At 42.0% G+C, this 21310-nt stretch carries 12 protein-coding genes, 3 tRNA genes and 1 pseudogene; 6 read left to right on the top strand and 10 right to left on the bottom strand.

The genetic code is table 11. The features are described from left to right. Nucleotides 1–137: 137 nt before the first annotated feature. The 3 genes from M1P97_RS04905 to M1P97_RS04895 are packed head-to-tail and all read left to right on the top strand — an operon-like array spanning nucleotide 138 to nucleotide 3035. Nucleotides 138–770: a SagB/ThcOx family dehydrogenase gene (locus M1P97_RS04905; protein ID WP_249388537.1), complete on the top strand. Its 633-nt coding sequence runs from the start codon at nucleotides 138–140 to the stop codon at nucleotides 768–770. Nucleotides 771–806: 36 nt separating this feature from the next. Next, entirely contained in the window at nucleotides 807–1898 is a 1092-nt protein-coding gene (locus tag M1P97_RS04900; RefSeq protein WP_249388536.1) for a metallophosphoesterase, read from the top strand. Nucleotides 1899–1910: 12 nt separating this feature from the next. Continuing rightward, nucleotides 1911–3035, top strand: coding sequence for a metallophosphoesterase (locus tag M1P97_RS04895; protein ID WP_249388535.1), 1125 nt, complete (start codon nucleotides 1911–1913; stop codon nucleotides 3033–3035). Between the two features lie 366 nt (nucleotides 3036–3401). Here the strand turns inward: M1P97_RS04895 and M1P97_RS04890 are convergent, their stop codons facing one another. From M1P97_RS04890 to M1P97_RS04850, 9 genes and pseudogenes are all read right to left on the bottom strand, one after another. Further along, the gene (locus M1P97_RS04890; protein WP_249388607.1) at nucleotides 3402–6071 is read right to left on the bottom strand and encodes a glycoside hydrolase family 2 protein; all 2670 of its coding nucleotides are present in this window, start codon (nucleotides 6069–6071) and stop codon (nucleotides 3402–3404) included. Beyond that, nucleotides 6066–7199 (bottom strand): annotated as a pseudogene (locus tag M1P97_RS04885) (glycoside hydrolase family 130 protein); the annotation flags it as partial. The pseudogene M1P97_RS04885 and the gene M1P97_RS04890, both read right to left, overlap by 6 nt. A gap of 61 nt (nucleotides 7200–7260) precedes the next feature. Beyond that, nucleotides 7261–7956 carry a DUF3823 domain-containing protein gene (locus M1P97_RS04880; RefSeq protein WP_229058643.1) on the bottom strand — a complete coding sequence of 232 codons (696 nt, stop codon included), beginning with the start codon at nucleotides 7954–7956 and terminating at the stop codon, nucleotides 7261–7263. A gap of 22 nt (nucleotides 7957–7978) precedes the next feature. Further along, complete coding sequence (locus M1P97_RS04875; RefSeq protein ID WP_249388534.1) at nucleotides 7979–9826, bottom strand: RagB/SusD family nutrient uptake outer membrane protein; 1848 nt, start codon at nucleotides 9824–9826, stop codon at nucleotides 7979–7981. Between the two features lie 12 nt (nucleotides 9827–9838). Continuing rightward, nucleotides 9839–13225 (bottom strand): TonB-dependent receptor, encoded by a 3387-nt coding sequence (locus M1P97_RS04870; RefSeq protein ID WP_249388533.1) that lies wholly within the window; start codon nucleotides 13223–13225, stop codon nucleotides 9839–9841. Between the two features lie 103 nt (nucleotides 13226–13328). Next, nucleotides 13329–14255 (bottom strand): FecR family protein, encoded by a 927-nt coding sequence (locus tag M1P97_RS04865; protein ID WP_195374659.1) that lies wholly within the window; start codon nucleotides 14253–14255, stop codon nucleotides 13329–13331. Between the two features lie 67 nt (nucleotides 14256–14322). After that, nucleotides 14323–14895, bottom strand: coding sequence for an RNA polymerase sigma-70 factor (locus tag M1P97_RS04860; RefSeq protein ID WP_195374658.1), 573 nt, complete (start codon nucleotides 14893–14895; stop codon nucleotides 14323–14325). Between the two features lie 205 nt (nucleotides 14896–15100). Next, nucleotides 15101–16858, bottom strand: coding sequence for a S41 family peptidase (locus M1P97_RS04855; protein ID WP_249388532.1), 1758 nt, complete (start codon nucleotides 16856–16858; stop codon nucleotides 15101–15103). 47 nt (nucleotides 16859–16905) lie between these two features. Then, nucleotides 16906–17883 carry an adenosine kinase gene (locus M1P97_RS04850; RefSeq protein ID WP_249388531.1) on the bottom strand — a complete coding sequence of 326 codons (978 nt, stop codon included), beginning with the start codon at nucleotides 17881–17883 and terminating at the stop codon, nucleotides 16906–16908. Between the two features lie 117 nt (nucleotides 17884–18000). Between M1P97_RS04850 and M1P97_RS04845 the strand changes: the two genes are divergently transcribed. The 3 genes from M1P97_RS04845 to M1P97_RS04835 all read left to right on the top strand — a co-directional run bounded on the left by M1P97_RS04845 (nucleotide 18001) and on the right by M1P97_RS04835 (nucleotide 18293). Further along, nucleotides 18001–18074, top strand: a tRNA-Asn gene (locus M1P97_RS04845). A gap of 33 nt (nucleotides 18075–18107) precedes the next feature. Next, nucleotides 18108–18181, top strand: a tRNA-Asn gene (locus M1P97_RS04840). 38 nt (nucleotides 18182–18219) lie between these two features. Next, a tRNA-Asn gene (locus M1P97_RS04835) sits at nucleotides 18220–18293 on the top strand. A 251-nt stretch (nucleotides 18294–18544) separates the two neighbouring features. Here M1P97_RS04835 and M1P97_RS04830 read toward each other — a convergent pair. Then, a complete protein-coding gene (locus tag M1P97_RS04830) occupies nucleotides 18545–21187 on the bottom strand; it encodes a glycoside hydrolase family 78 protein (protein ID WP_249388530.1) in 2643 nt (880 codons plus the stop codon). Nucleotides 21188–21310: the final 123 nt, after the last annotated feature.

Below are 21310 nucleotides of genomic sequence, written 5' to 3'. Positions count from 1 at the left end.
TAATCCGTTGCAAATGTAAAAGAATCTACGAACCGTTCGTATTTAGCAGGATTAAAGAAATGTAAAAGATGTATTTTGCTGTTTGATTAGATGAATTTCTTTTAAATTTGTAAGACTTACTATTAATAAATATAGATATGAGAAAGATTTCATTGATTTTAACCGCTTTATTATTTATCACCGCAATGAATGCACAGGAACTAAAAGTTATCAAGCTCAATGCCCCTGACAAAGCTCGTGGAACAGCTGTTATGAAAGCATTTTCCGATCGTCATTCCAACCGTGAATATGCAGCAAAGGATGTAAACATTCAGGACCTTTCAGACTTGTTGTGGGCAGCCAATGGTATTAACCGTACAGACGGGAAACGTACCGCTCCTTCAGCATTGAATAAACAGGACATCGATGTTTATGTAATTATGAAAGAGGGTGCTTATCTATATGATGCAAAAGCACACGCATTGAATCCCATAGCTAAAGGCGACCATCGCGCCGCCGTTGGAGGAGGACAGGATTTCGTGAAGGATGCTCCGATTTGCCTTGTTCTCGTATCCGACCTGTCGCGCTTCGGAAATGTTTCCGACCAGACAAAATTAATGGCAGCGATGGACGCAGGCATTGTGTCACAGAACATTAATCTCTGTTGTGCCGGCATAGGCCTTTCAACCGTACCTCGGGCATCGATGGATCAGAACGCACTGAAGAAGATACTCAAGCTCTCTGACAGCCAGGTGTTAATGATGAATAATCCGGTAGGATATCCGAAATAAGACTATTTGCATTATCTTTGCCGAAAATTTGACAAAATGCCTATAATTTTCATTGCCATCTTCTGCGCTTATTTTGCCGGAAATATCTATATATTTACTAGAGGAGCGCAAGCACTTGTTGCTCAGCCTTTCGGAGTAAAGATGCTCCTGACAGTCTTATTCTGGAGTTGTGCGCTTTCATTTGTTGTCAGCATGCTGACAAGGAATATTAAATATCCGGATGTATTGGCTCATACGATCCATGAGATCGGGACGGGATGGCTTGTCTTCACATTGTATATGGTACTCTCGTTGATAGCGTTTGATCTATTCAAACTTTTCAACGGGAGTTTTAAATATGGATTTTACATATCTTTTCTACTGACACTCTGTCTGTTAAGTTACGGATATTATCATTATCAACACCCTAATACAGAAGTTATCAACATAGTTATCAACAAGTCTGCCAACAGTAATCAACAGGCGGTGAAGGTGGTCGCTATCAGTGATGTTCACCTGGGTTATGGAACAAACAAGACACAGTTGAAGAAATATGTGAATATGATCAATGCCCAGCAGCCGGACCTGATCCTTATCGGAGGGGACCTGATCGATAACAGTGTCACACCTCTTTATGCTGAAAATATGCAGGAAGAGCTATCGCGACTGAAGGCGCCGCAAGGCATTTACATGGTACCCGGTAACCACGAATATATCAGTGGAATAAAGAAAAGTGTCGACTTTATCCAGTCTACTCCTATCCGGTTGTTACGTGATACGGTTGTTACACTGCCCAACGGGCTTCAACTGGCCGGCCGTGACGACCGCCATAACCCTTCCCGGTTATCCCTTCAGGCACTGGCACAAAACATTGATCCCTCCAAGCCTGTTATCCTTTTAGATCATCAACCGTATGACCTGCAGGAAACAGCAAAGACAGGTATCGACCTGCAATTCAGCGGACATACGCACCGCGGACAGATCTGGCCGATGAGTCTGGTGACAGACCATTTGTTCGAACAAAGCTACGGATACAAACAATGGGGTAACAGCCACGTTTATGTATCTTCAGGGTTATCGTTATGGGGTCCCCCTTTCCGTATCGGGACAAACAGTGAAATGGTGGTATTCAATATCACGTTCAAGTAAGAGAAACAAGGTATGAAAGTCTTTATTCAATCGATTGTAGCACAATTGTTGCTGAATCCCTATATTTTCTGGCGGGGATACCAGGCAATACCGGCAAAGAAAAGCTGGCGTATTCCTTATGCATTGTTCTTCATTCTTGAACTGTCTCTCTATTTCTTTGGCTTTATTTTCCGCAACGAGTTGCCGGATAACATAATGACTACCATACAATATATCTGCAACAGTTGGTATATTGCCTCCATATACATCACACTTTCGCTCCTGACACTGGAAGTGATCCGGTTGTCAAACCGTTTTTTCCACTGGTTCCCCCAATGGATAACTACTCATTGGAAAGAAACAAAGCAGACTTTATTCTTTCTCATTATCATCGGAGTCACCGGTTTGATGATCAAAGCTTGTCTGACTGTAGCCCATCCGATTGTCAAAGAAGTGTATGTTACGCTACCCAAAGGTTCCAGCCAGCGCGACAGCCTGACCATCGTGATGATGAGCGACCTGCATATCGGGGAAGTGATAGGAAAAAAAATGGTTCAACGATATGTGGCAATGAGTAATGCACAACATCCGGACATGGTGCTCCTGGTAGGAGATATCATGGACTACGAATCGCGGTTTGCTGAAAACGAACACATAGAAGACGACCTGCAACAGTTAAAGACCCCCCTAGGTGTTTATGTGGTTAACGGTAACCATGAATACCGCGCCAACCGCTTTGCCAAATACCGTTGGCTGAAAAAGACGGGAGCAACATTACTGATCGACTCGGTAGTGCAGCCCGACTCTTCTTTCTATCTGATCGGCAGAGACGATTATGTCAATAAAAAACGTAATGCATTACATACCCTGATGGCCGATATCGATACGACCAAACCGATTATCGTAATGGATCATCAACCCTGGTCGTTCGCCGAGATGACAATGAATGGTGTAGATCTGGGACTCCACGGCCATACCCACAACGGACAATTATGGCCTTATCCACTACTGATGAAGCTTATTTACGAATGTCCTTACGGATATTATAAAAAAGGTCCGACCCAGTTTTATGTTTCATCGGGGATCGGCATAGCCGGGCCGCCTTACCGGGTCGGAACAGTATCTGAGTTGGTTGTTTTACATATCAAGTTCAAATAAATAAACAGAAACACGCGTTATCCACCGAGTCCGCCCGGACACGTCTCACCCGTCACACCTTGCAACTAGCTGTATATATGCTTTTTCCTGTGACACGTCCTTGCGACAGCATCAAATACCTGCCCTATCGGAAACCGGTAAGCACCCGACAACCAACGGGTAGTCACCGCTTTTTCTCCGGTAACTACCCGTTGGAAAAGTCCTGACTTTTGAAATGTTAAGACAGGACTTTTATATTCAAAAGACAAGACTTTTTTGTTAAAGCAACATCCCCCTTGTGAAACGTCTGCCTTCACAATAACCTACTGTTTTACAATAATATATATTGATTGTGACAGGTGAAGGGCATGGGCATAACACTCCCTGTTATCGTGCAAAAACGACCTTGACATCTTGAGATTTCACATTCCATCCCTTCACAATAAACCGTCCCTTCTCCGGAAGATTTTTTAGAGCTGTTTCTACAACTACTTTTTTAGACTCTCCCGGTAATAGAGAAAAGAAATTATCGCTGTAGAAACTAGGTCTCACCGGTTTTCCGTTTTGATCTATATATTGCAACTGAACGAAGAATGCGATTGAAGAAGATGGATTTTGAATACTCAGTTCCATTACCTGCCAATCTTCCTTTTTAGAGACACCGGACTTTACCTTAAGTGCCACTTCCTTCAAATCGGCCAGACTCTCAAACCCGGAAGAAGTCGGCCCCGTCAACGTTTTTGAACCTTCATATTTATCATTGGAACGCCAATAAAAATTATCCGACACCAATTTACCCCTATCATCATACAAATAAAGTTTTATGAAATGTACCTGGGAAATATTCGCAGGAAAGTCGATGACAAAAACGTCATTGGCAACACCATCCTCCGGTAAGTCTACCGTCTGGCTCTTCGCCCAGACCTTCTTACTTTTTATATCATACACCTCGGCCGTTACCTTATACCCTTTAAACGAACGATAATAATCATTGTACACAGAAACCGTATTCTTCAGGTAATCAAACTGGGGATGCAACGGCGCCAGGGCATTTTGCGTATGATAAAGCGATGCAGTCGGTTCCAGGGAATAATCCCACATACGGGCACACACCTGGCGTACCGGACAATTATGATACCAGAATAACAGGCCGGAAGCATAACGATCGCCATAATCAAACTTGTTATAGTTCCACACTTCCCATATCGATTTGGAATTCATTGCCCCTACCAATTGTCCTTTGGCTACGAACTCTTCAATGGAAGAAGACGTTCCATAGTTGTTTGTCAGATCCGTATACATGGACGTCATCAGATGGAAACCGCCACCATCATGATAATCCCATACCTCTTTGTTGATCGGCCATAAATCCTTCTCATCCATCACTTCCCGCAAAGTTTCAATAGTCGGGATTGTCGGAGCACCGTATTCCGGATTGAAGCCGTCTACACGACTACCACGTTCTGAGGCTGTATTTTCATAATGTTGCATTGGATTGACCTGTTTATAAGGACTGCCATCGTGTACTCCGTCACATTCCGATTGCATCTGATATCCTCTGGTTCCATCCAATTTCATAATCAAATCTTTGGCTCCCGGCATCTCGGTACTTTCATTCGAAGAAACATAATAAGCCAACGACGGATGGTTGCGCAGACGCTTGACGGTCGCCTCAACATTACTAAGATAGAGATCAGCATCGTGAGGGTGCTTCGTATCTCCTGTCATCCAGAACTCCTGCCAGACCAGAAACCCCATTTCATCACACAACTGAAAAAAGTAATCGGACTCGGCTATGCCACCTCCCCACATACGGATCAGATTTATACCCGATTGCTTGGTATAACGAAGTTCGGCATACGTGCGTTCGTCTGACGTACGAAGCATACCTTCCGGTATCCAGTTGGTTCCACGAATAAAAACTTTCTTTCCATTGACATAGAACTGACGTGATTGATCCGGTGTATTTTGATCGGATGTGATTTCCCGGATACCAAAACGAGTTTTAACCTCATCGGATATCTTCCCGTCTACAAGAGCTGTCATTTTCAATTCATAAAGTTCAGGTTTTCCTTTAAATAAAGGCCACCACAAACGTGGATTTTTAATTATCAACTGGGGAAATTCATCTGCAGTAAAAGTGACTTCTTTCCTTTCCCCTCTGAACATTTCAATCTCTTTACTGAAAGAGATGTTCTCACCGACAATTTCACCTTTAACAAGACATTTAACCTTCTGCTGAGTCGGGTTTGTGACTTCCACACTAACAGTCTGCCTGGATAAATCATAACCGGGCTTGGCCAAATCCGATTTGATGAAAGGATTTCGTAGAACGGCTTTGTCTGTGGCATACAAACTGATATTCTTCCAAATACCGGTATTGCGGTCGCGGATACCATCATTAAACGTAAAGTCCCAGCCGACACTCATCAGCATGGTCGTATTCAATCCGATATTACCATCACCTCCATTATGAAATTCACCGACAGCTCCCCAGCGTTTAGGCTTAATCGTTCCCGGCACATCTACCGGATAAACTTTAATGGCCAGAGCATTCGCCTTACCGACCTGTGCATAGTCCGTTATGTTGATATAGTCCTGTCTGAACATACCCGACATACAACTCAACAACTGACCATTCACCCAGATCTCTGCGCGATAATTGATTCCATCCACCTGGAGCCAAACTATTTTATCTTTATAACTCTCCGGTATATTAAATTCGGTACGAAACCAATAGGTATAAAATTCACGCCCCACCTTTGCCAGATCCGGGATAATATCCTTATCCAGTTTATTATTCAAGCCATAATAGGGCTCGGGATAAACTTTGTTATGAACGAGTGAGTTCAAGACCGTACCCGGAACAATTGCCGGCATCCATTCTCCGGACTGATAACCGGGACGTGAAATTTTCTCTGCAGGATCTTTTATTTCATCGGCTTTATACATTTGCCAGGAAAAATCGCCGTTGTGTCCGGACTTGGAATCCAGATATATTTTATCCGGATTCCGATAATAATTTTGAGTCTGCGCCTGGGTCAGGGAGCCTGGAATCTGATCTCCCGGTGTTTTCTTTTCCGGATCATAAACAGCTACACCCACCTGTGAATCTGCACATCCGTAGTAGAGATACCATTTGTTCTTGAAAAAGACCAACCCTTCGATAAAAACCGTTCCATCCACATACTGTCCGCTCTTTTCAAAGGATGCCATCGGACGGAAGAAAGGCACATCGAGACGCTGCAGAACCTTCATCGGATCTTTTGCGTCCGTCAGGATCTGGCCGGCACAGTAAGCACCAGCAGTGAAACGCTTGTCGCGTCTGTGATCGTTTGTCTGGTTCTTACCGTTGTAAAGCAATACGATACCTTTATCGGTCATTACAGCAGGAGGGCCACATTCTGTCAATGCACTATCAAAGTACTGGTCGCGCGGTTTGATAACGACAGCCAATTCATTTTTGTCATCCAATACCGGAGTCCAGTTTACCAAATCATCCGAAGTTGCAGCACCCACCATATGTTCACCCCAATACATGAAATACTTTCCATCTATTTTGGCCAGAACCTGTTTGCCATGTTCTATTTTCGTCACCATTGAACCGGATTTACATGCCATATCTTTGAAACGTCCGTTATAAGCTTTTGCAAAAGCGGGACCATGTTTTTCCCATTTGATCAAATCACGGGAAGTTGCAATACAGAGACGTGGTACTTTCCGGTTCCATGACGTATAAGCCATTACATATACACCCTCTTCCGTCATGGCCACCCGGGGATCTTCACATCCTCCCGGCCACTCATATTCCTTCATATTATCCTTGTCCGGATACAAGACAGGCGTACTTCGACGTTGTACATGAATACCGTCTTCCGACTCTGCCAGCCCGATACGTGAAGTGCGTTTTCCAATGCCTGTCGCCGAATTATCTTCTGCGCGATACAGAATACAGATTTTACCGTCTCTGACTGTTGCTGCCGGATTAAATACATCGCTTTCCTCCCATCCTATCTTTTTGCCTTGCATAGGACAGTCGAACTGGCTGGAAGGATTAGGGGTAATGATCGGATTTGCCTTCTCCGGCCTGACAAACCCACCTAAAGCCCAGTCCGGTAAAACATTTTGGCTATATCCCGTAAACGGTAAAAGAGCCAGACTGATGAGTAAGATACTTTTTTTCATGTTCTAAAGAATAAGGAGGGCACAGGTATCCGTTTCGTTGGACACCTGTGCCCGGGGTTATTTATTGTACTACAGTTTCTACGATGGTACTATAATTAATTGCACCTTCGGTCTTAGCACCGACGCGCACATATATTTTGTTGCCATTACCCTGTATTTTGTACAAATTGTCCTGATAGTTTTTATCGTTTTCCAAGTCAAAAACGATAGTTCCTTCCAACTCCCTGACAGTTTGCTTTCCTGCCTGATTAGCACTTCCATTATCCACTCCCGGAGCAAAATTCCAATAACCATATACTTCGGAGACATTAAAGTTGGAACTTGTCGGAATAACTTTGTATGTAATGGCAATCTTCTTTCCGTTTACCTGAACAGAAGCTTCAATCCTTGCATAAGGAGTCGCTTTCAGGTCTAAGGTTGTTTGTCCTTTCACTGTTACAAATTCTTCGCAGGGGGAAACAAACGGACCATTTACCACGATTTTATAATCACAATTGAACAGCTTTGCATTCTCGTACGATCCATCCATTTTAGCATAAAAATCGACCGATTGCGTTGCCTCCGTATTCTGTTCGAACATGTTGATTATAACTCCGGTAGATCCCTGTACGGGTAAAGGGATCGGTTCATTCGTTCCGGCATCCAGTATTTGTCCCTTGATACCTCCGTTAGGAGAGTCGTAATTATCCAGGTCACTCAAACAGCTCGTAAAGCATAATGAGCAAACAGTCAGCAGTAATAAACTTATCTTTTTCATATCGAATTTCTTAGTTAGATGATTAATTTGTAAAGCCCGGATTCTGAACAAGATTCGGATTCGAATTCATATCGTCCTGATTGATCTTCGTATAATAATTCTTTTCAAGGAAAATACGTAATTGCTTCGGAGAGTTATATCCTCTTTCAAACACATATTTGCCATCACGAATATCATACCAGGGATACAAGGCTGTCCCTCTGAATCCGTTCAAACCACCTTGTGCTACATCCAAATGAGCGATCCTCCAACGTTTCATATCCCAGAAGCGATGTCCTTCAAATGCGAGCTCAACTCTACGTTCGTGACGTATCTTTTCCATATTGATATTTGACAATAAGGCTATTCCGGCACGCTCACGAATTTCATTGACAGCCTCCAACGCTTCTGAAGATTTATTCAACTCCATCGCTGCTTCCGCCAAATTTAGATAAATTTCTCCTAAACGAAATACAGGCCATGGAGTTTCGGACTTGCCCATATTCATATCGGTCAACGTCTCGTCCCAGAACTTCTTCTGATAGAAACCGGTCTTAGATGCATCTCCGGCATCAGCCCCTCCGTCTTTACCTGAAGTATTATAGGTTATGCCGTTAATTTCTACAGTATTTCCTCCGTCCGGTTGGCTTGTTGCCTGATACCTTTCATTATCCGAAGCGATAATCCCTCTTCTCCAGTCTATATTACTACCCTGACAAGGAGAACCCGGTAAATAAACCGAAGCGAAAAGACGTGGATCCTTATTGGAGAAAACATCATAAGGGTTATCAAAACGAAGAGGTTTGCCATTTTCTTCCAATTTCAATGTACCTTCGGAACCATCCACATACTCATAAGCTTCTACCATTTCCAGAGTTGGAGCGATACCACACCCCCAGCCACCGGCACGATAAGAGAATGGAGCGTTACGTTTGTCCCAGTCATGTCCTTTTCCTCCGGCTACATTATACTGCTTTTGGAAAATATATTCCCCGTTATCTCCGTTCCCATTCAGGAACATGTCGCAATAGTTCTGAGCTTTATTATCCGGTTTTTTATTATATAAATCATAAAAACCGGATTCTATAATAGCCTTAGATGCATCATAAGAGGCCTGAAAAAAACGATTTGCTTCGGAAGATGGGACACCGACAAGACCATCCAGCTGTACCTTACCATAACGCGCAATCGAACCGGCATATAATGCAGCACGGGAGCATAATGCTAACGCTACATATTTATTGGCCCGGTACTTGACATCCGCGTTTCTTGTATCCGGAAGATCCAGTGAAGCTTCCTGACACTCCTTTATAATAAAATCGTAGACCTCGACTTCTTTATTGCGGGGAACCATCAATGATTCCAGATTATCAGGGTCATAGACTTGCGGTTCGCTGATAAGAGGCACACCTCCATACCGTTTCACTAAGGTAAAATAATGCATTGCACGCAAGAAACGGGATTCTGCCAAAAGCAATTTCTTCTCAGTATCCGACAATGCCGTCGCATCCTCCAATTGGCTTATAAAGTCATTACAATTTCTTATATTCTTATAGCGATCAGAGAATTTCTGCTCAAATAATGCATCTTCATACGTATAGGTTGCATTTCCATTATCGAAAAGAGGATCTTTTTGAAAGGATCCCTGAGCGTCATCAGACATGGAAGATGCATTTTGCAAACGCCATGCATCACGATACCAATAATTAAAATCTTCTAAATTCAAACCATCATACAAATTAACCATTACGCCATTAATCAATTTCGGATCTTGCCATACTTGTTCAGGAGTAATGATGTCGAAGGACTCTTTTTCAAGATAATCAGTACAAGCCGTCACACTCAATAAAAGCAGTCCACATCCAATATTCTTTATAATTGTTGTCTTCATCGTTTCTTATTTTTAGAATGTTAGGTTAACACCGAAGTTAAATGTTTTCATTTGCGGATAATAACGGAACATACCGTCGCTATTTTCAGGGTCCATATACTTCATTATTCCGGTGCGGCTGGTTATCGTTGCCGTATTGAAACTATTTACATATATACGCAAGTTCTCAATACCTGCCCTTTGCATCCATTTTTTCGGGAAAGTATAACCTAATTCAATAGTTTTCAGTCGCAAATAGTTTGCTTTTTGTTTTGTCCAGGTATTATTACCGGCATTTGCTGAAAATCCGGTCGGACGAAGTGCAGGCATATACCCCGGAATCCATTCACTTGACATATCGGACGGATCTTCCCTATGCCAGCGGTCTAACCAAAGTGTTATACCGCTACCGAGACCTTGCTGGATAAACGGAGACATAAAATCACCACTTGTAAATACTTCATGTCCTGCTGCTCCCTGAAAAAACAGAGTCAGATCAAAGCCTTTATATTCTCCGGAAAGATTCAGACCATAATACATCCGGGGAGTATTTCCATGTCCGATAGGTTGATCGTCTTTCCCATCAATGATCCCATCATTATTCCAATCCTGAAATTTCAGATCACCCGGCATCAGTGATTTATTTCCGTTATTATCCTGGATCGGAGAGTTTAGAATTTCTTCCCAGCTTTCAAACTGTCCGATGCAAACTTTGCCCCACTGGATATCTTTATAACGATTATTACTATTGTTTCTCCAATCGTCATACATATTAGCAGAAGCTGCACGCTCAACATGTTCATTATAAATACGGGTCGTTGAAAAGTTTGCCTTTACATCATAAGTAAAATCTCCGATCTTATGACGGTGTCCTAAAACGATTTCAAACCCCTGATTTTTATCTGAGTTCAAATTTTCTACCGGTAGTTCTTGGCCGAATGTCGTAGGTAACGTCAATTGACGTTTTGTTAAAAGTCCGGTTCGTTTGCGAATAAAATAATCAAACTCCACATTTACCAAACCGGATAATACAGATGCTTCAAACCCAATATTAGCTGTCTTGGATTCGTACCAGGTTAAAGCCAGATTAGGCATACCTCTGTCTTTGGCTCCATTCGTTACACCTCCTGATCCCAACACATAACTTCCTGACGGATACAGATAACCTGTTAAATATTGGTAGGCTCTGTATTTACCATTATTCTCATCATCATCTGTATATCCGGTGACACCCTCATCACCGACTTTACCATATGATCCTCTGATTTTGAAGTTATCAACCACCGGCAATGCTTCTTTGAAGAATGCTTCTTCCGAAACACGCCATCCTAAAGATACAGCCGGGAAAAATCCCCAACGGTTATCCGGTGCAAATTTATAGGAACCATCGTAACGAAAACTTATTTCTGCCAGATATCGATTATCGTATGCATAGTTGATACGACCAACCAAACCGGCATGGGCAGAAACGCGTGCCGTTCCACCATTGTTCATATTTGTTTTATCTCCTGCATCCATCTGATCGATCGCTCCAACCGTAAATTGACGGTATGCTTTCAAAATATCAGTACGATCATTATTAAATTCCCACAATATCAATGCTCCTAAATCGTGTTTGCCGAATGTATTCTTATAGTTCATAGACAGTTGCCCATTCGGCCTGAAATAATTATCGTTCTGAGTCGTCAACTCAGAAATGGTATGACTGCCGGAAGCATTATAGACATCAGCAGTTGCATCATAAGCATATTCATAATATTCTTTATACCATTTCCTACTATATTTATTGTTATAATCATAAGATAATAAAGCTTTAGCGGACAGCCCTTTCACCCAAGGTATTTCCCAGTTCAAGCCAATCGATCCATTAAACTCACGGCGATCTCTCCTGTCATACCCGACATTATCAATATCAGACAGATGAACCGGATTTCCTTTATCTCCAGGATTAGACCAATAATCAGGATTATCATTTGCATAAACAGGAAACACCGGTTTTGCCATCTGAATACTACGACTCAAAGGCTCCGCTTCATATGGTTTCATTCGTGTGTCCAACCGTCCGCTTAATTGCAGGTCGACAGTAAACCCTTTTACAATTTCAGCACTAATATTGGAACGTACATTGTATTTTTTATAATTAAATGCTTTTGACCGATAAATTCCTTCCTGATCTGTTAATCCTAAAGAGAAGAAATATTTCACCTTCTCCGCACCTCCGGAAACACTCAGGTTATGATAAGTAGTTGGAGCCGTTTTACGAATGACCTCGTCATACCAGTCTGTCGTGCCAATCCCTTGCCGGAAACGTTCCAGGTCTTCTGCTGAATAAGGAGCTGCTATTCCTATATTCTGTTGGGCTTCATTATACAGGGTTGCATACTCATATCCGTTATAGTACTCAGGATAACGGGTTATATTCTGTATGCCGACGTAACCATTGTAATTGATCTTCGGCTTTCCTACTTCCCCTTTTTTAGTTGTAACAAGAATAACGCCGTTCGCCCCTTTGAATCCATAAACGGCAGCCGAAGCATCCTTCAAAATACTGATAGATTCGATATCGTTGGCATCGATTTGCTTAAAATCACGCTCTACACCATCTACAATAACCAGTGCATTACCATAACCACGGATATCGATACTGGCATCATCATCGCCCGGTGCACCGCTTCTTTGTACGGCACGCAATCCAGGGAGTTTACCAGCCAGTGCGTTACTTACATTAGGCGTTTTAACTGTTGCAATATCTTTAGACAGGAGAGAGGCTACCGAGCCTGTTACCGAAGCGCGCTTCTGAACACCATATCCAACAACTACTACTTCATCCAGTGTCTCAGAGTCTTCTGATAATTTAATATTCAAAGCAGAGGCATTCCCGACAGGAATTTCTTTTGTCGTAAAACCGATATAAGAGACAACCAATATCGGATTCTTTTGCTGGACGTTCAATGTAAATTGACCGTTTACATCCGAAATAGTCCCATTGGTAGTACCTTTTTCTACAACGTTAGCTCCAATGACAGGATCGCCATTCTGATCGACAATGTTTCCCGTAATTATTTTGGCCTGTTGTTTGACTTCTGTTATCGCGGATGGGGAAAGAACGATATAAGATCCTTCGATTTTGTAAATAACGTTGTTATCGAATAAGTTCTTCAAGACTTCCTCCAAAGATATATTATTAGCCTCAATTGATACTTTACGGTTAACATTCACGTTTTTATTATAAATGAATAACAAATTCGTCTGGCTCTCAATATCGTTTAATATATTTTCCAACCTGACATTGTTTTTACTAAGTGTAATCCGTACGTTCTGTGACTTTACCATTTCTGCCTGTAAACAGATAGAGCTGGAAAAGAAGAACAAAAAGGCCATCTTTAAAATACGAGATACACATACTTTTCTTTTCTTCATGTTTGTGATAGTTTAAGAATGATATTAGATTAATTTTCACATTGGGGCATAGCTATCCCTCATTTCGATTTTTAAATCATCTCATAGGCTGTATAATTTAATGTTATTGAATACGAATTTCTTCTCCACTATCCCATTCAAAAGTAAAACGGGCGTCTTGCTGCAATGCTCTCAACACCTCTTCAATTCCATCTGAAATACGGAACTTTCCACTACATGCATAATTATCCAGACCGGAATTTTCAACCGTTATACGGATACCATAATTCTTCTCCAGTTTCTTCATCAAAACTTCAAAGTTGATATCCTTAAATGCGATGACTCCGTCTTTCCAACTGTAAGGACTGAAATCGGTGATGGGAGTAACAGTCAGTTTTCCATTATCAAGTCTGACTGCATTATTTGGTTCTAACACAACTGATTCATTTGATTGAGATTTGTCGGTAACTTTTACGCTTCCTCTTAAGAGGGCCGTTGAGAAATCATCTTCGCCATAAGCATCCACATTAAACTGAGTACCTAAAACTTCGACTTCACAACGTCCGGTATTCACAATAAACTTTTTATTTTCGTCTCTGGCCACGTCGAAAAAAGCTTCTCCTTTTAAATGTACCTCACGTTTGTCTCCATTAAAAGATACCGGATAAGAAAACTCAGACCGGGCATTCAACCAAAGATGGGTTCCATCAGCCAGGGTTACTTCTACCCGCTGTCCGGCAGGTACTTTAATCGTATTAAAGGCAATCTCCCGTGGAGAATTGTTTTCGAAATGGGTTGGTACATTAAAAAACAGAAGTAAAGCAATGACGGCAGCAGCGACACTCCCAGCCCATTTCCAGAAAGTTACCGAGCGTTTGCGTACACGCACATCTATATTAACATCGTTAAATTGAAGCGCATCAAAAAAAGCACGCTCATGATAGAATGAATCTCTATTCTCTTTGCATTCATTTACCCATTGACGAATTTGTGTCAGCTCGTCATCCGTAGCCTGCCCACTGAACATCTTATGTAATAACTTTTGCTCCATTTTTTCCTGTTTCTATAATAAGGGCGAATAAAGGAACAAATACCCTAAAAGAAAAAATGATTTTTTTTTATTTATAGAAGAAGTCAAAGACAAACAGAAGGGCCGGCAGATAATCTTTTAATTCTTTTCGCAGGGCTGCCAATGCTTTACTGACATGAAACTCAACGCTTTTTACAGACAGATTCGTTTCCTTGGCTATCGTTTGATAACTTTTCCCTTCATAACGGCTCATGATAAAGATACGGCTTGATTTTTCAGGCAATTTATCCAGTGTTTTTTGAATAAGATCTTGCACTTCCTTACTGAATAACGCTTCCGGCTCGCAGGCTTCCAGGCTGGATATGCGCATTTGAAGTTCCCACTCTTTATTAGATAACAGATTTTCTGCGATATTATTCCACGTATGCTCCCTCTGTAAATAATCCAGGCATCGATTTTTAATGATGATCAATATATATAAAGGAATATCTCTCACATCATCCAGTTTGTTACGGTTCTCCCAATAGTACATCAGGCTCTCTGCAACCAGATCTTCTGCTACTTCACGATTATAGGTATATGAATATGCAAACCGAATGTACCGTTCACGATGATTCGCGAAAATATAATTGAATAGTTTTATGTATGCCTTCTCATTCATGATGCGCTTCTATGCGGGCAAAGATAAACATATTTGAAAAAAATCCTTGTATATTACAACAGATGTTATTTGAACGATGTAACTACCGGACTGTTTTTAAGCAGTAAAACGGAAGGTATTAAAACAAAAAAGTATATCAGGAAACAAATACAGGTATCAAAATTCAGCCTGTCAGTTCCCGATATACTTAATTATAAGTAGAGGATTATCCTATTGTCTGATCAAAGACATAAGCTATATTTCCTCCGGCGGAAGGTTTGGATTTGTCTTCAACAGGTTTCGCATCACCTTCTTCCGGGGTACTTAATGTTTTATTATATAATTCCTGATTACCTAAAACCTCGATGGCCTTTTCAAGTACTTTGTCATCCTTCAGGCTTTCCAGCAACTCCCCTTTCTGGAAATAGTAACGTTTTATTATTTCTGAGGCCATCAGTTTCTTGATCTGGTCTTTATAAAGCTCGAAATCTCTGTCCAGGTTCGGAGTCAAGCGGGCTTCCAGTTCATTAAAGATTGTCGAGTCGCTATTCATATACCCTTCAAACTTGGCAATCTCCTTCAGATTCTTCAGAACTTTCTCGCTCTGACGATCGTAAGTGAAATTCTTTTCCTTTGCATAGTTTTTGAAAGCTTCAAAATCCTCATCCGAAACAGTAAACTCATCTACGGGAGGGATCGTCTTATGTTTCTGCGCCCAATTCGTTACAAAGTCAAGCAACACAAAATCGGTAGCCAGATAATACATCATAGTCGGCATTTCTTCCTCTTCTATTTCGAACTCGGGACGAACACCGCCACCGTCACGTACCGGACGTCCTTTAGATGTATAAAATACCGATGTCAGGCTATCCGGAATAGCAGCTACACTGCCGTCAGCTTTCCGATGCGTATAGTCCATTTGCTGTATACAACGGCCGCTGGGTATATAATATTTACTCATCGTGATCTTCACGCTACCATTATAAGGCAGTTCACGTGTAGACTGAACCAATCCTTTTCCAAAAGACCGCTGTCCCACCAATACGGCACGGTCCATATCCTGTAATGAACCTGAAACGATTTCAGCGGCAGAAGCGGAGTTGCCGTTAATCAGGACTGCCATCGGCATAACCGTATCCAACGGTTCGTTAGCCGTACGATAGGTACGGTCCCACTGGCTGATCTTCCCTTTGGTCGAAACCACTTCTTTCCCTTTCGGAACAAACATACTGACAATCTGTGTCGCGCTTTCCAGCAAACCGCCTCCATTATTACGTAAGTCGAGGATCAACGATTTAATCTGATGATTTTTCTTCAGGTCTTCAAAAGCATTCTTTACTTCCTGAGCACTTTTATCGGTAAATCCTTTTAGATAGATATAACCGACACCATCACCACGCACACCGTAGTAAGTAACCTGATCTACCAGGATTTGCTTACGTAAAAGTTCCACTTCACGCGGCTTCTTTTCATTGGGACGTTGTATCTTCAATACCATCTTTGTATTAGGTACTCCTTTCAAAAGGTTACTTACTTCATCAGATGATTTTTCTGTCACATCCACTGTATCGATAGCCAGGATCCGGTCACCGGCCTGAAGTCCGGCCAATGCTGCAGGCATCCCTTCAAACGGTTCGATAATATATACGCCACCTTCCTGGCGTCCACGGATATAAGATCCTATTCCACCGTATTCGCCGGTAGTCATCATTTTCAGCTTGTCCATTTCCTGCTCCGGATAGTACTCGGTGTAAGGGTCGAGACTACCCAACATGCTGTTGATCCCTCTACGCACTGTCTTCTCCACATCAACGGAGTCTACATAAAACATTTCAACTTCTTTTACCAGCGCATTGAAAATATCGAGGTTCTTACTCACCTCAAAGCGGTTATCTTTTTGAGCCTGTCCCGGCATAATACTCCCGAAGAGGAGTAATAAACAAAACAAACCTATCAATCTTTCTCGTCGTATCTGCTTATACATAGAATATTTAGTTAATTAAGGATGTAAATGTATGCATAAAACACATTTCAGGATAATATCGTATCTACTTTTAACTTTATTTGTTCCCATTTATCATCCGGAATCCGGGCTCCGATCACGTCTATAATATATCCTGCCAGAAGCGAACCGATACGGGCTGATTGCTCCAAAGTGGCACCGACAGACTGGCCATAAAGGAAGCCGGCTGCAAAATGATCGCCTGCACCGGTTGTATCGATAGGCTTACCTCCTTCTGCGGGAACAGATATAATCTGGCCGTTGCTACCGACCAATGCACCTTCCTTGCCCAATGTAACCAAAGAAACTTTCACCATACCGGAAAGTTTTTTGACGGCTTCGTGAGCATTCAGTCCTGTAAAAGCTTCGGCTTCACTTTCGTTTGAAAAAAGAATATCGACATAGTTGGGGATTATATCATCCAATAATCCTTTGAAAGCATTGACAATATTAAAATTAGATAAATCGAGAGCTACTTTCAAGCCTAACTTTTTGGCTTTCTGCATCGTTGAACGAACCAGTTCTTCATTCACTAAAAGATAACCTTCTATATAAATGCAATTGTACCTGCTCAAGATATCTTCTTTTATCTCATCCGGTGTGATTGTAGGAGCCGGTCCGAGGAATGTCCCCATAGAGCGTTCTCCATCTTTCGAGATCAACACCGTACAGCTACCGGAAATACCGGGTGTTTTAATAAAGTAAGGAGCAACATTGGCATCTTTAAGCGCTTGTTCATAAAATTCACCAACCGAATCGGTTCCTATCTTACCTATAAAACCGGCATTTGCCCCAAGGCATGCCATAGCACGCATGGTGTTACAGACTGAACCACCCGGAGCCTGGCTTCTTTCCAAACGTTCCTGTGTTTTACGGATTGCAACCATCTGTTCCTGGTTGATCATATCCATTGCTCCCTTCTTTATTCCTACTTTCGTCAGTACATCATCGCTATCCAACCGCAATAAAACATCAACCAAAGCATTTCCTAAGCCTATTGTATTCATTTTTTCATTTTTTTCTGCAAAGATATTGCATATTTCAAAAAGAACCTCTACTTTTGCAGTGCAATTTCAGAAAGGGACATACGAAAGCGTTCGGAAAACTCTTTAAAGATTGAAAATTCTTCCTTAGCTCAGTTGGTTAGAGCATCTGACTGTTAATCAGAGGGTCCTTGGTTCAAGTCCAAGAGGAAGAGCAAAAAGACATCGGGAAAGACTGAAAAACATATTCTTCCTTAGCTCAGTTGGTTAGAGCATCTGACTGTTAATCAGAGGGTCCTTGGTTCAAGTCCAAGAGGAAGAGCAGAAAAAGACATCGGGAAAGACTGAAAAGACATATTTTCTTCCTTAGCTCAGTTGGTTAGAGCATCTGACTGTTAATCAGAGGGTCCTTGGTTCAAGTCCAAGAGGAAGAGCAAAAAAGAGATATCTCATTGAGGTATCTCTTTTTTTATGTAGTATCCTTTCTGTTTCCCGAGCAGGAAACTACAGTTCCCTCCTAAGGAAACGCCAGTTCCCTGCCGAGGAAATTGCAGTTCCCTGCCGAGGGAACTAGAGTTTCCAAAGCAAGGAACTACGAGGAAACTGTAATAATCTGTAAGTTAGACGGTAAGCCATAAAACAAGATATAGGAATAATACTTTCCTAAAAGCTCTTACTTTATAGGTCATTTCGATACTGTTAAAACCAGATTATGCCTTCCCGACTCCAGTTCGATGACTTTCTCTCCTTTTATATAATCCGGCAGATAAAGAGTTGCCGTGCTGTTAGCAGGAACAGTTACTTCATATTTGATCTTTTTCTTGTTCCACTCCCACTTCGAAATAATCCGTCCGTAAGGAGAATTATGTTGTGCCTCAAAATGTTTCAACTCTTTTACAAAATTGGGACGTAATAATATATGTTTGAAACCCGGCTGTTCCGGATCGGGGAAAATACCTCCTAACCCCTTATAGAACCATCCGCCGATCTCCCCGAACATCATATGATTATCCGAAATATCGCGTTCGGCTTTCAAATCCCAGTTCTCCAATAAGGTTGTTGCTCCGTTGACAATCCACCAACCCCACGACGGATAAGTATCTTGTGCCGCAACTTTATAGGCAACTTCCGGATATCCGTTTTCACTCAACGCATTCAGGATCGCTTTTGCTCCCAATACACCGACATCCAGATGAAATCCTGCCTCTTCCACTTTCTTTGCCAGATTTTGTGCAACTTTAGCTATCATATTGTCGGGAACTATTTTCCATTGCAAAGGAACGCTTAATTCCGTCTGGCTACCATTCGCATAGATGCCAGTCTCCTTATTCAGGTATTTATCATTTACCGCGTTTTTGATTTTCCCGGCTAATGCTGTATAATAGACATAATCATCCTTTTTATCAAACAATTTAGCGGCATTCGCCAGTATCCTGGCATCCACGTAAAAATAGATAGAAGAGGTAAGTTCCTTATTGGACTGGGATTTGACTGGTACCCAATCTCCACGTCCCCAGGTAGTCAGATGGTTAGGGCTTGTACGATCCACATAATCGACATATCGTTTAATGCTCTCATAACAATCAGACAGTGGTTTGCTGTCGCCATAAAACATATATAAGTTCCAGGGGATAATGGCTATTGTACTTGTCCAGTCCAACCCGTTGTCGGTACCGTATCCCCATCCTCCTGTCGGGATAATATCCGGGAGTACTCCGTTGGGTTGCTGTTCGTCGCGATGGTCGGCCAACCATTTCTCATAGACGGTAATTCCATCAAAATTATACAAAGCCGTTTCAATGGCAAAATGCCCGTCTCCGGTCCATCCGTTCTTTTCACGCTGCGGACAGTCGGTCGGATAGCCCATCAAATTCGACAGGTAAGCGTTATTGGTTGCCCACCACAACTTATTGACTAGCTCGCTCGAAGTATTGATTTGCCCCACCGGAGGAACATCACTATGCATAAAGTAAGCTGTCAGGCTGTTTTGATCAAGTGCCAACGGCTTATCGCTGGAGACTTCCACATAACGGAAGCCTTTGTAGTTGAACTTCGCCATAAATTCATCATTACCACCGCTAAGGATCAAGATATCTGTCTGGAAAGGATCTTTTTCCTTATCTCCCCGATAATAAACATCAATGTTGGACATATCGATACGCCCATTATCAAAAAGCCGCTCTCCATGCTTAATCCTCACTTCCGTACCTCTTTCTCCCGATACTTTTATCCGGGTAACGCCTGACATATTCTGACCAAAATCAAAAACATACGTCTTTTCATCTATTTTGTTGACAGATTTCGCCGGGAGAGTCAATACATTCCGGATCGGCCGGGCTTGTTGTGCCGTAACATTTTGGGAAGGGACGCCTCTATATCCTACTCCATTCCATTTAGAGTCATCGAAGTCCGGAGTATTCCAACCAGTCTGTTCGAGACGTGCATCGTAATGTTCTCCGGTATAGATACTGTTGAAAACTAATGCTCCCGAAGATGTTTTCCAACTAAGATCGGTAGGAATTGTTTCAATACTACCATCATTATAAGTGATACGAAGATCCATACAGAAAGCAGGTCTGTTACGCCAGGGGGCCCGATCGAAATCCCATACAGCTTTCGATTGATGATTATACCATCCATTACCCAGAAGTACACCTATGGCATTATCCCCTTTCTGAAGCTGACCGGTCACATCGTAAGTTACATACAAGTTACGCCGGTCGAAACGGGTATACAGCGGATCAAGGCGGTGATCTCCTATTTTCTCCCCATTGATATATAACTCATATAATCCGGCAGCGGCAATATAGGCTCGTGCCGATTTTATTGTTTTACCTGCTGCAAACTTCTTACGGAAATAAGGAGTTGGTTGATAGTCCATATCTTTCCCATCACCTATCCAGGCTCCCTGCCAGTTCCTTATATGCATCATCCCCATTTCAAAAGAGCTGACAGGTGAAGCTATTTCTTTCTTTTCCAGATCGCCACCTATCACTTTCCAGTAATATTTAATAAAAGGTTCAAGCTGTCTACCCGCATAAGTTATCAACATATCCCCGGAATTTATTTTTCCGCTATCCCATATATCGGCATTTCCGTTTACAACTTTCATCGAGTCTTTATCCACCAACACACGATAAGATGTTTGTTTTGCCCCTTGTCGGCTGTCTTCCATTTTCCACGAAAGACGAGGGGTCGGATTATCGATTCCTACCGGAGTTTCAAGATGATCACTCTGTAATCCGGTCAAACGGACGGACTGCCCGTTAGCCCCGGTGTAACTAAAGAAAGTAGTAACAGTAATAAATAATAGTATAAGCTTTTTCATTCGCTCGTTATTTTATTGTAAAATCATTAATACGAATTATCTGATTCAGCACATTTGCCGCTCCAAAGCTCTATATTTCAGGGAAAATATCAGTTATAAAAATGATTTTTGATTTTATATATT

This window comes from Parabacteroides leei, from assembly GCF_023369805.1.
Classification (GTDB): Bacteria; Bacteroidota; Bacteroidia; order Bacteroidales; family Tannerellaceae; genus Parabacteroides; species Parabacteroides leei.
This window is presented reverse-complemented; position numbering and strand designations above follow the sequence as displayed.

What these genes read in the sequence shown, in the direction of transcription:
- M1P97_RS04905 (WP_249388537.1), top strand. Translation starts at nt 138, where the DNA reads ATGAGAAAGATTTCATTGATTTTAACCGCTTTATTATTTATCACCGCA.
- M1P97_RS04900 (WP_249388536.1), top strand. Translation starts at nt 807, where the DNA reads ATGCCTATAATTTTCATTGCCATCTTCTGCGCTTATTTTGCCGGAAAT.
- M1P97_RS04895 (WP_249388535.1), top strand. Translation starts at nt 1,911, where the DNA reads ATGAAAGTCTTTATTCAATCGATTGTAGCACAATTGTTGCTGAATCCC.
- M1P97_RS04880 (WP_229058643.1), bottom strand. Translation starts at nt 7,956, where the DNA reads ATGAAAAAGATAAGTTTATTACTGCTGACTGTTTGCTCATTATGCTTT.
- M1P97_RS04875 (WP_249388534.1), bottom strand. Translation starts at nt 9,826, where the DNA reads ATGAAGACAACAATTATAAAGAATATTGGATGTGGACTGCTTTTATTG.
- M1P97_RS04870 (WP_249388533.1), bottom strand. Translation starts at nt 13,225, where the DNA reads ATGAAGAAAAGAAAAGTATGTGTATCTCGTATTTTAAAGATGGCCTTT.
- M1P97_RS04865 (WP_195374659.1), bottom strand. Translation starts at nt 14,255, where the DNA reads ATGGAGCAAAAGTTATTACATAAGATGTTCAGTGGGCAGGCTACGGAT.
- M1P97_RS04860 (WP_195374658.1), bottom strand. Translation starts at nt 14,895, where the DNA reads ATGAATGAGAAGGCATACATAAAACTATTCAATTATATTTTCGCGAAT.
- M1P97_RS04855 (WP_249388532.1), bottom strand. Translation starts at nt 16,858, where the DNA reads ATGTATAAGCAGATACGACGAGAAAGATTGATAGGTTTGTTTTGTTTA.
- M1P97_RS04850 (WP_249388531.1), bottom strand. Translation starts at nt 17,883, where the DNA reads ATGAATACAATAGGCTTAGGAAATGCTTTGGTTGATGTTTTATTGCGG.
- M1P97_RS04830 (WP_249388530.1), bottom strand. Translation starts at nt 21,187, where the DNA reads ATGAAAAAGCTTATACTATTATTTATTACTGTTACTACTTTCTTTAGT.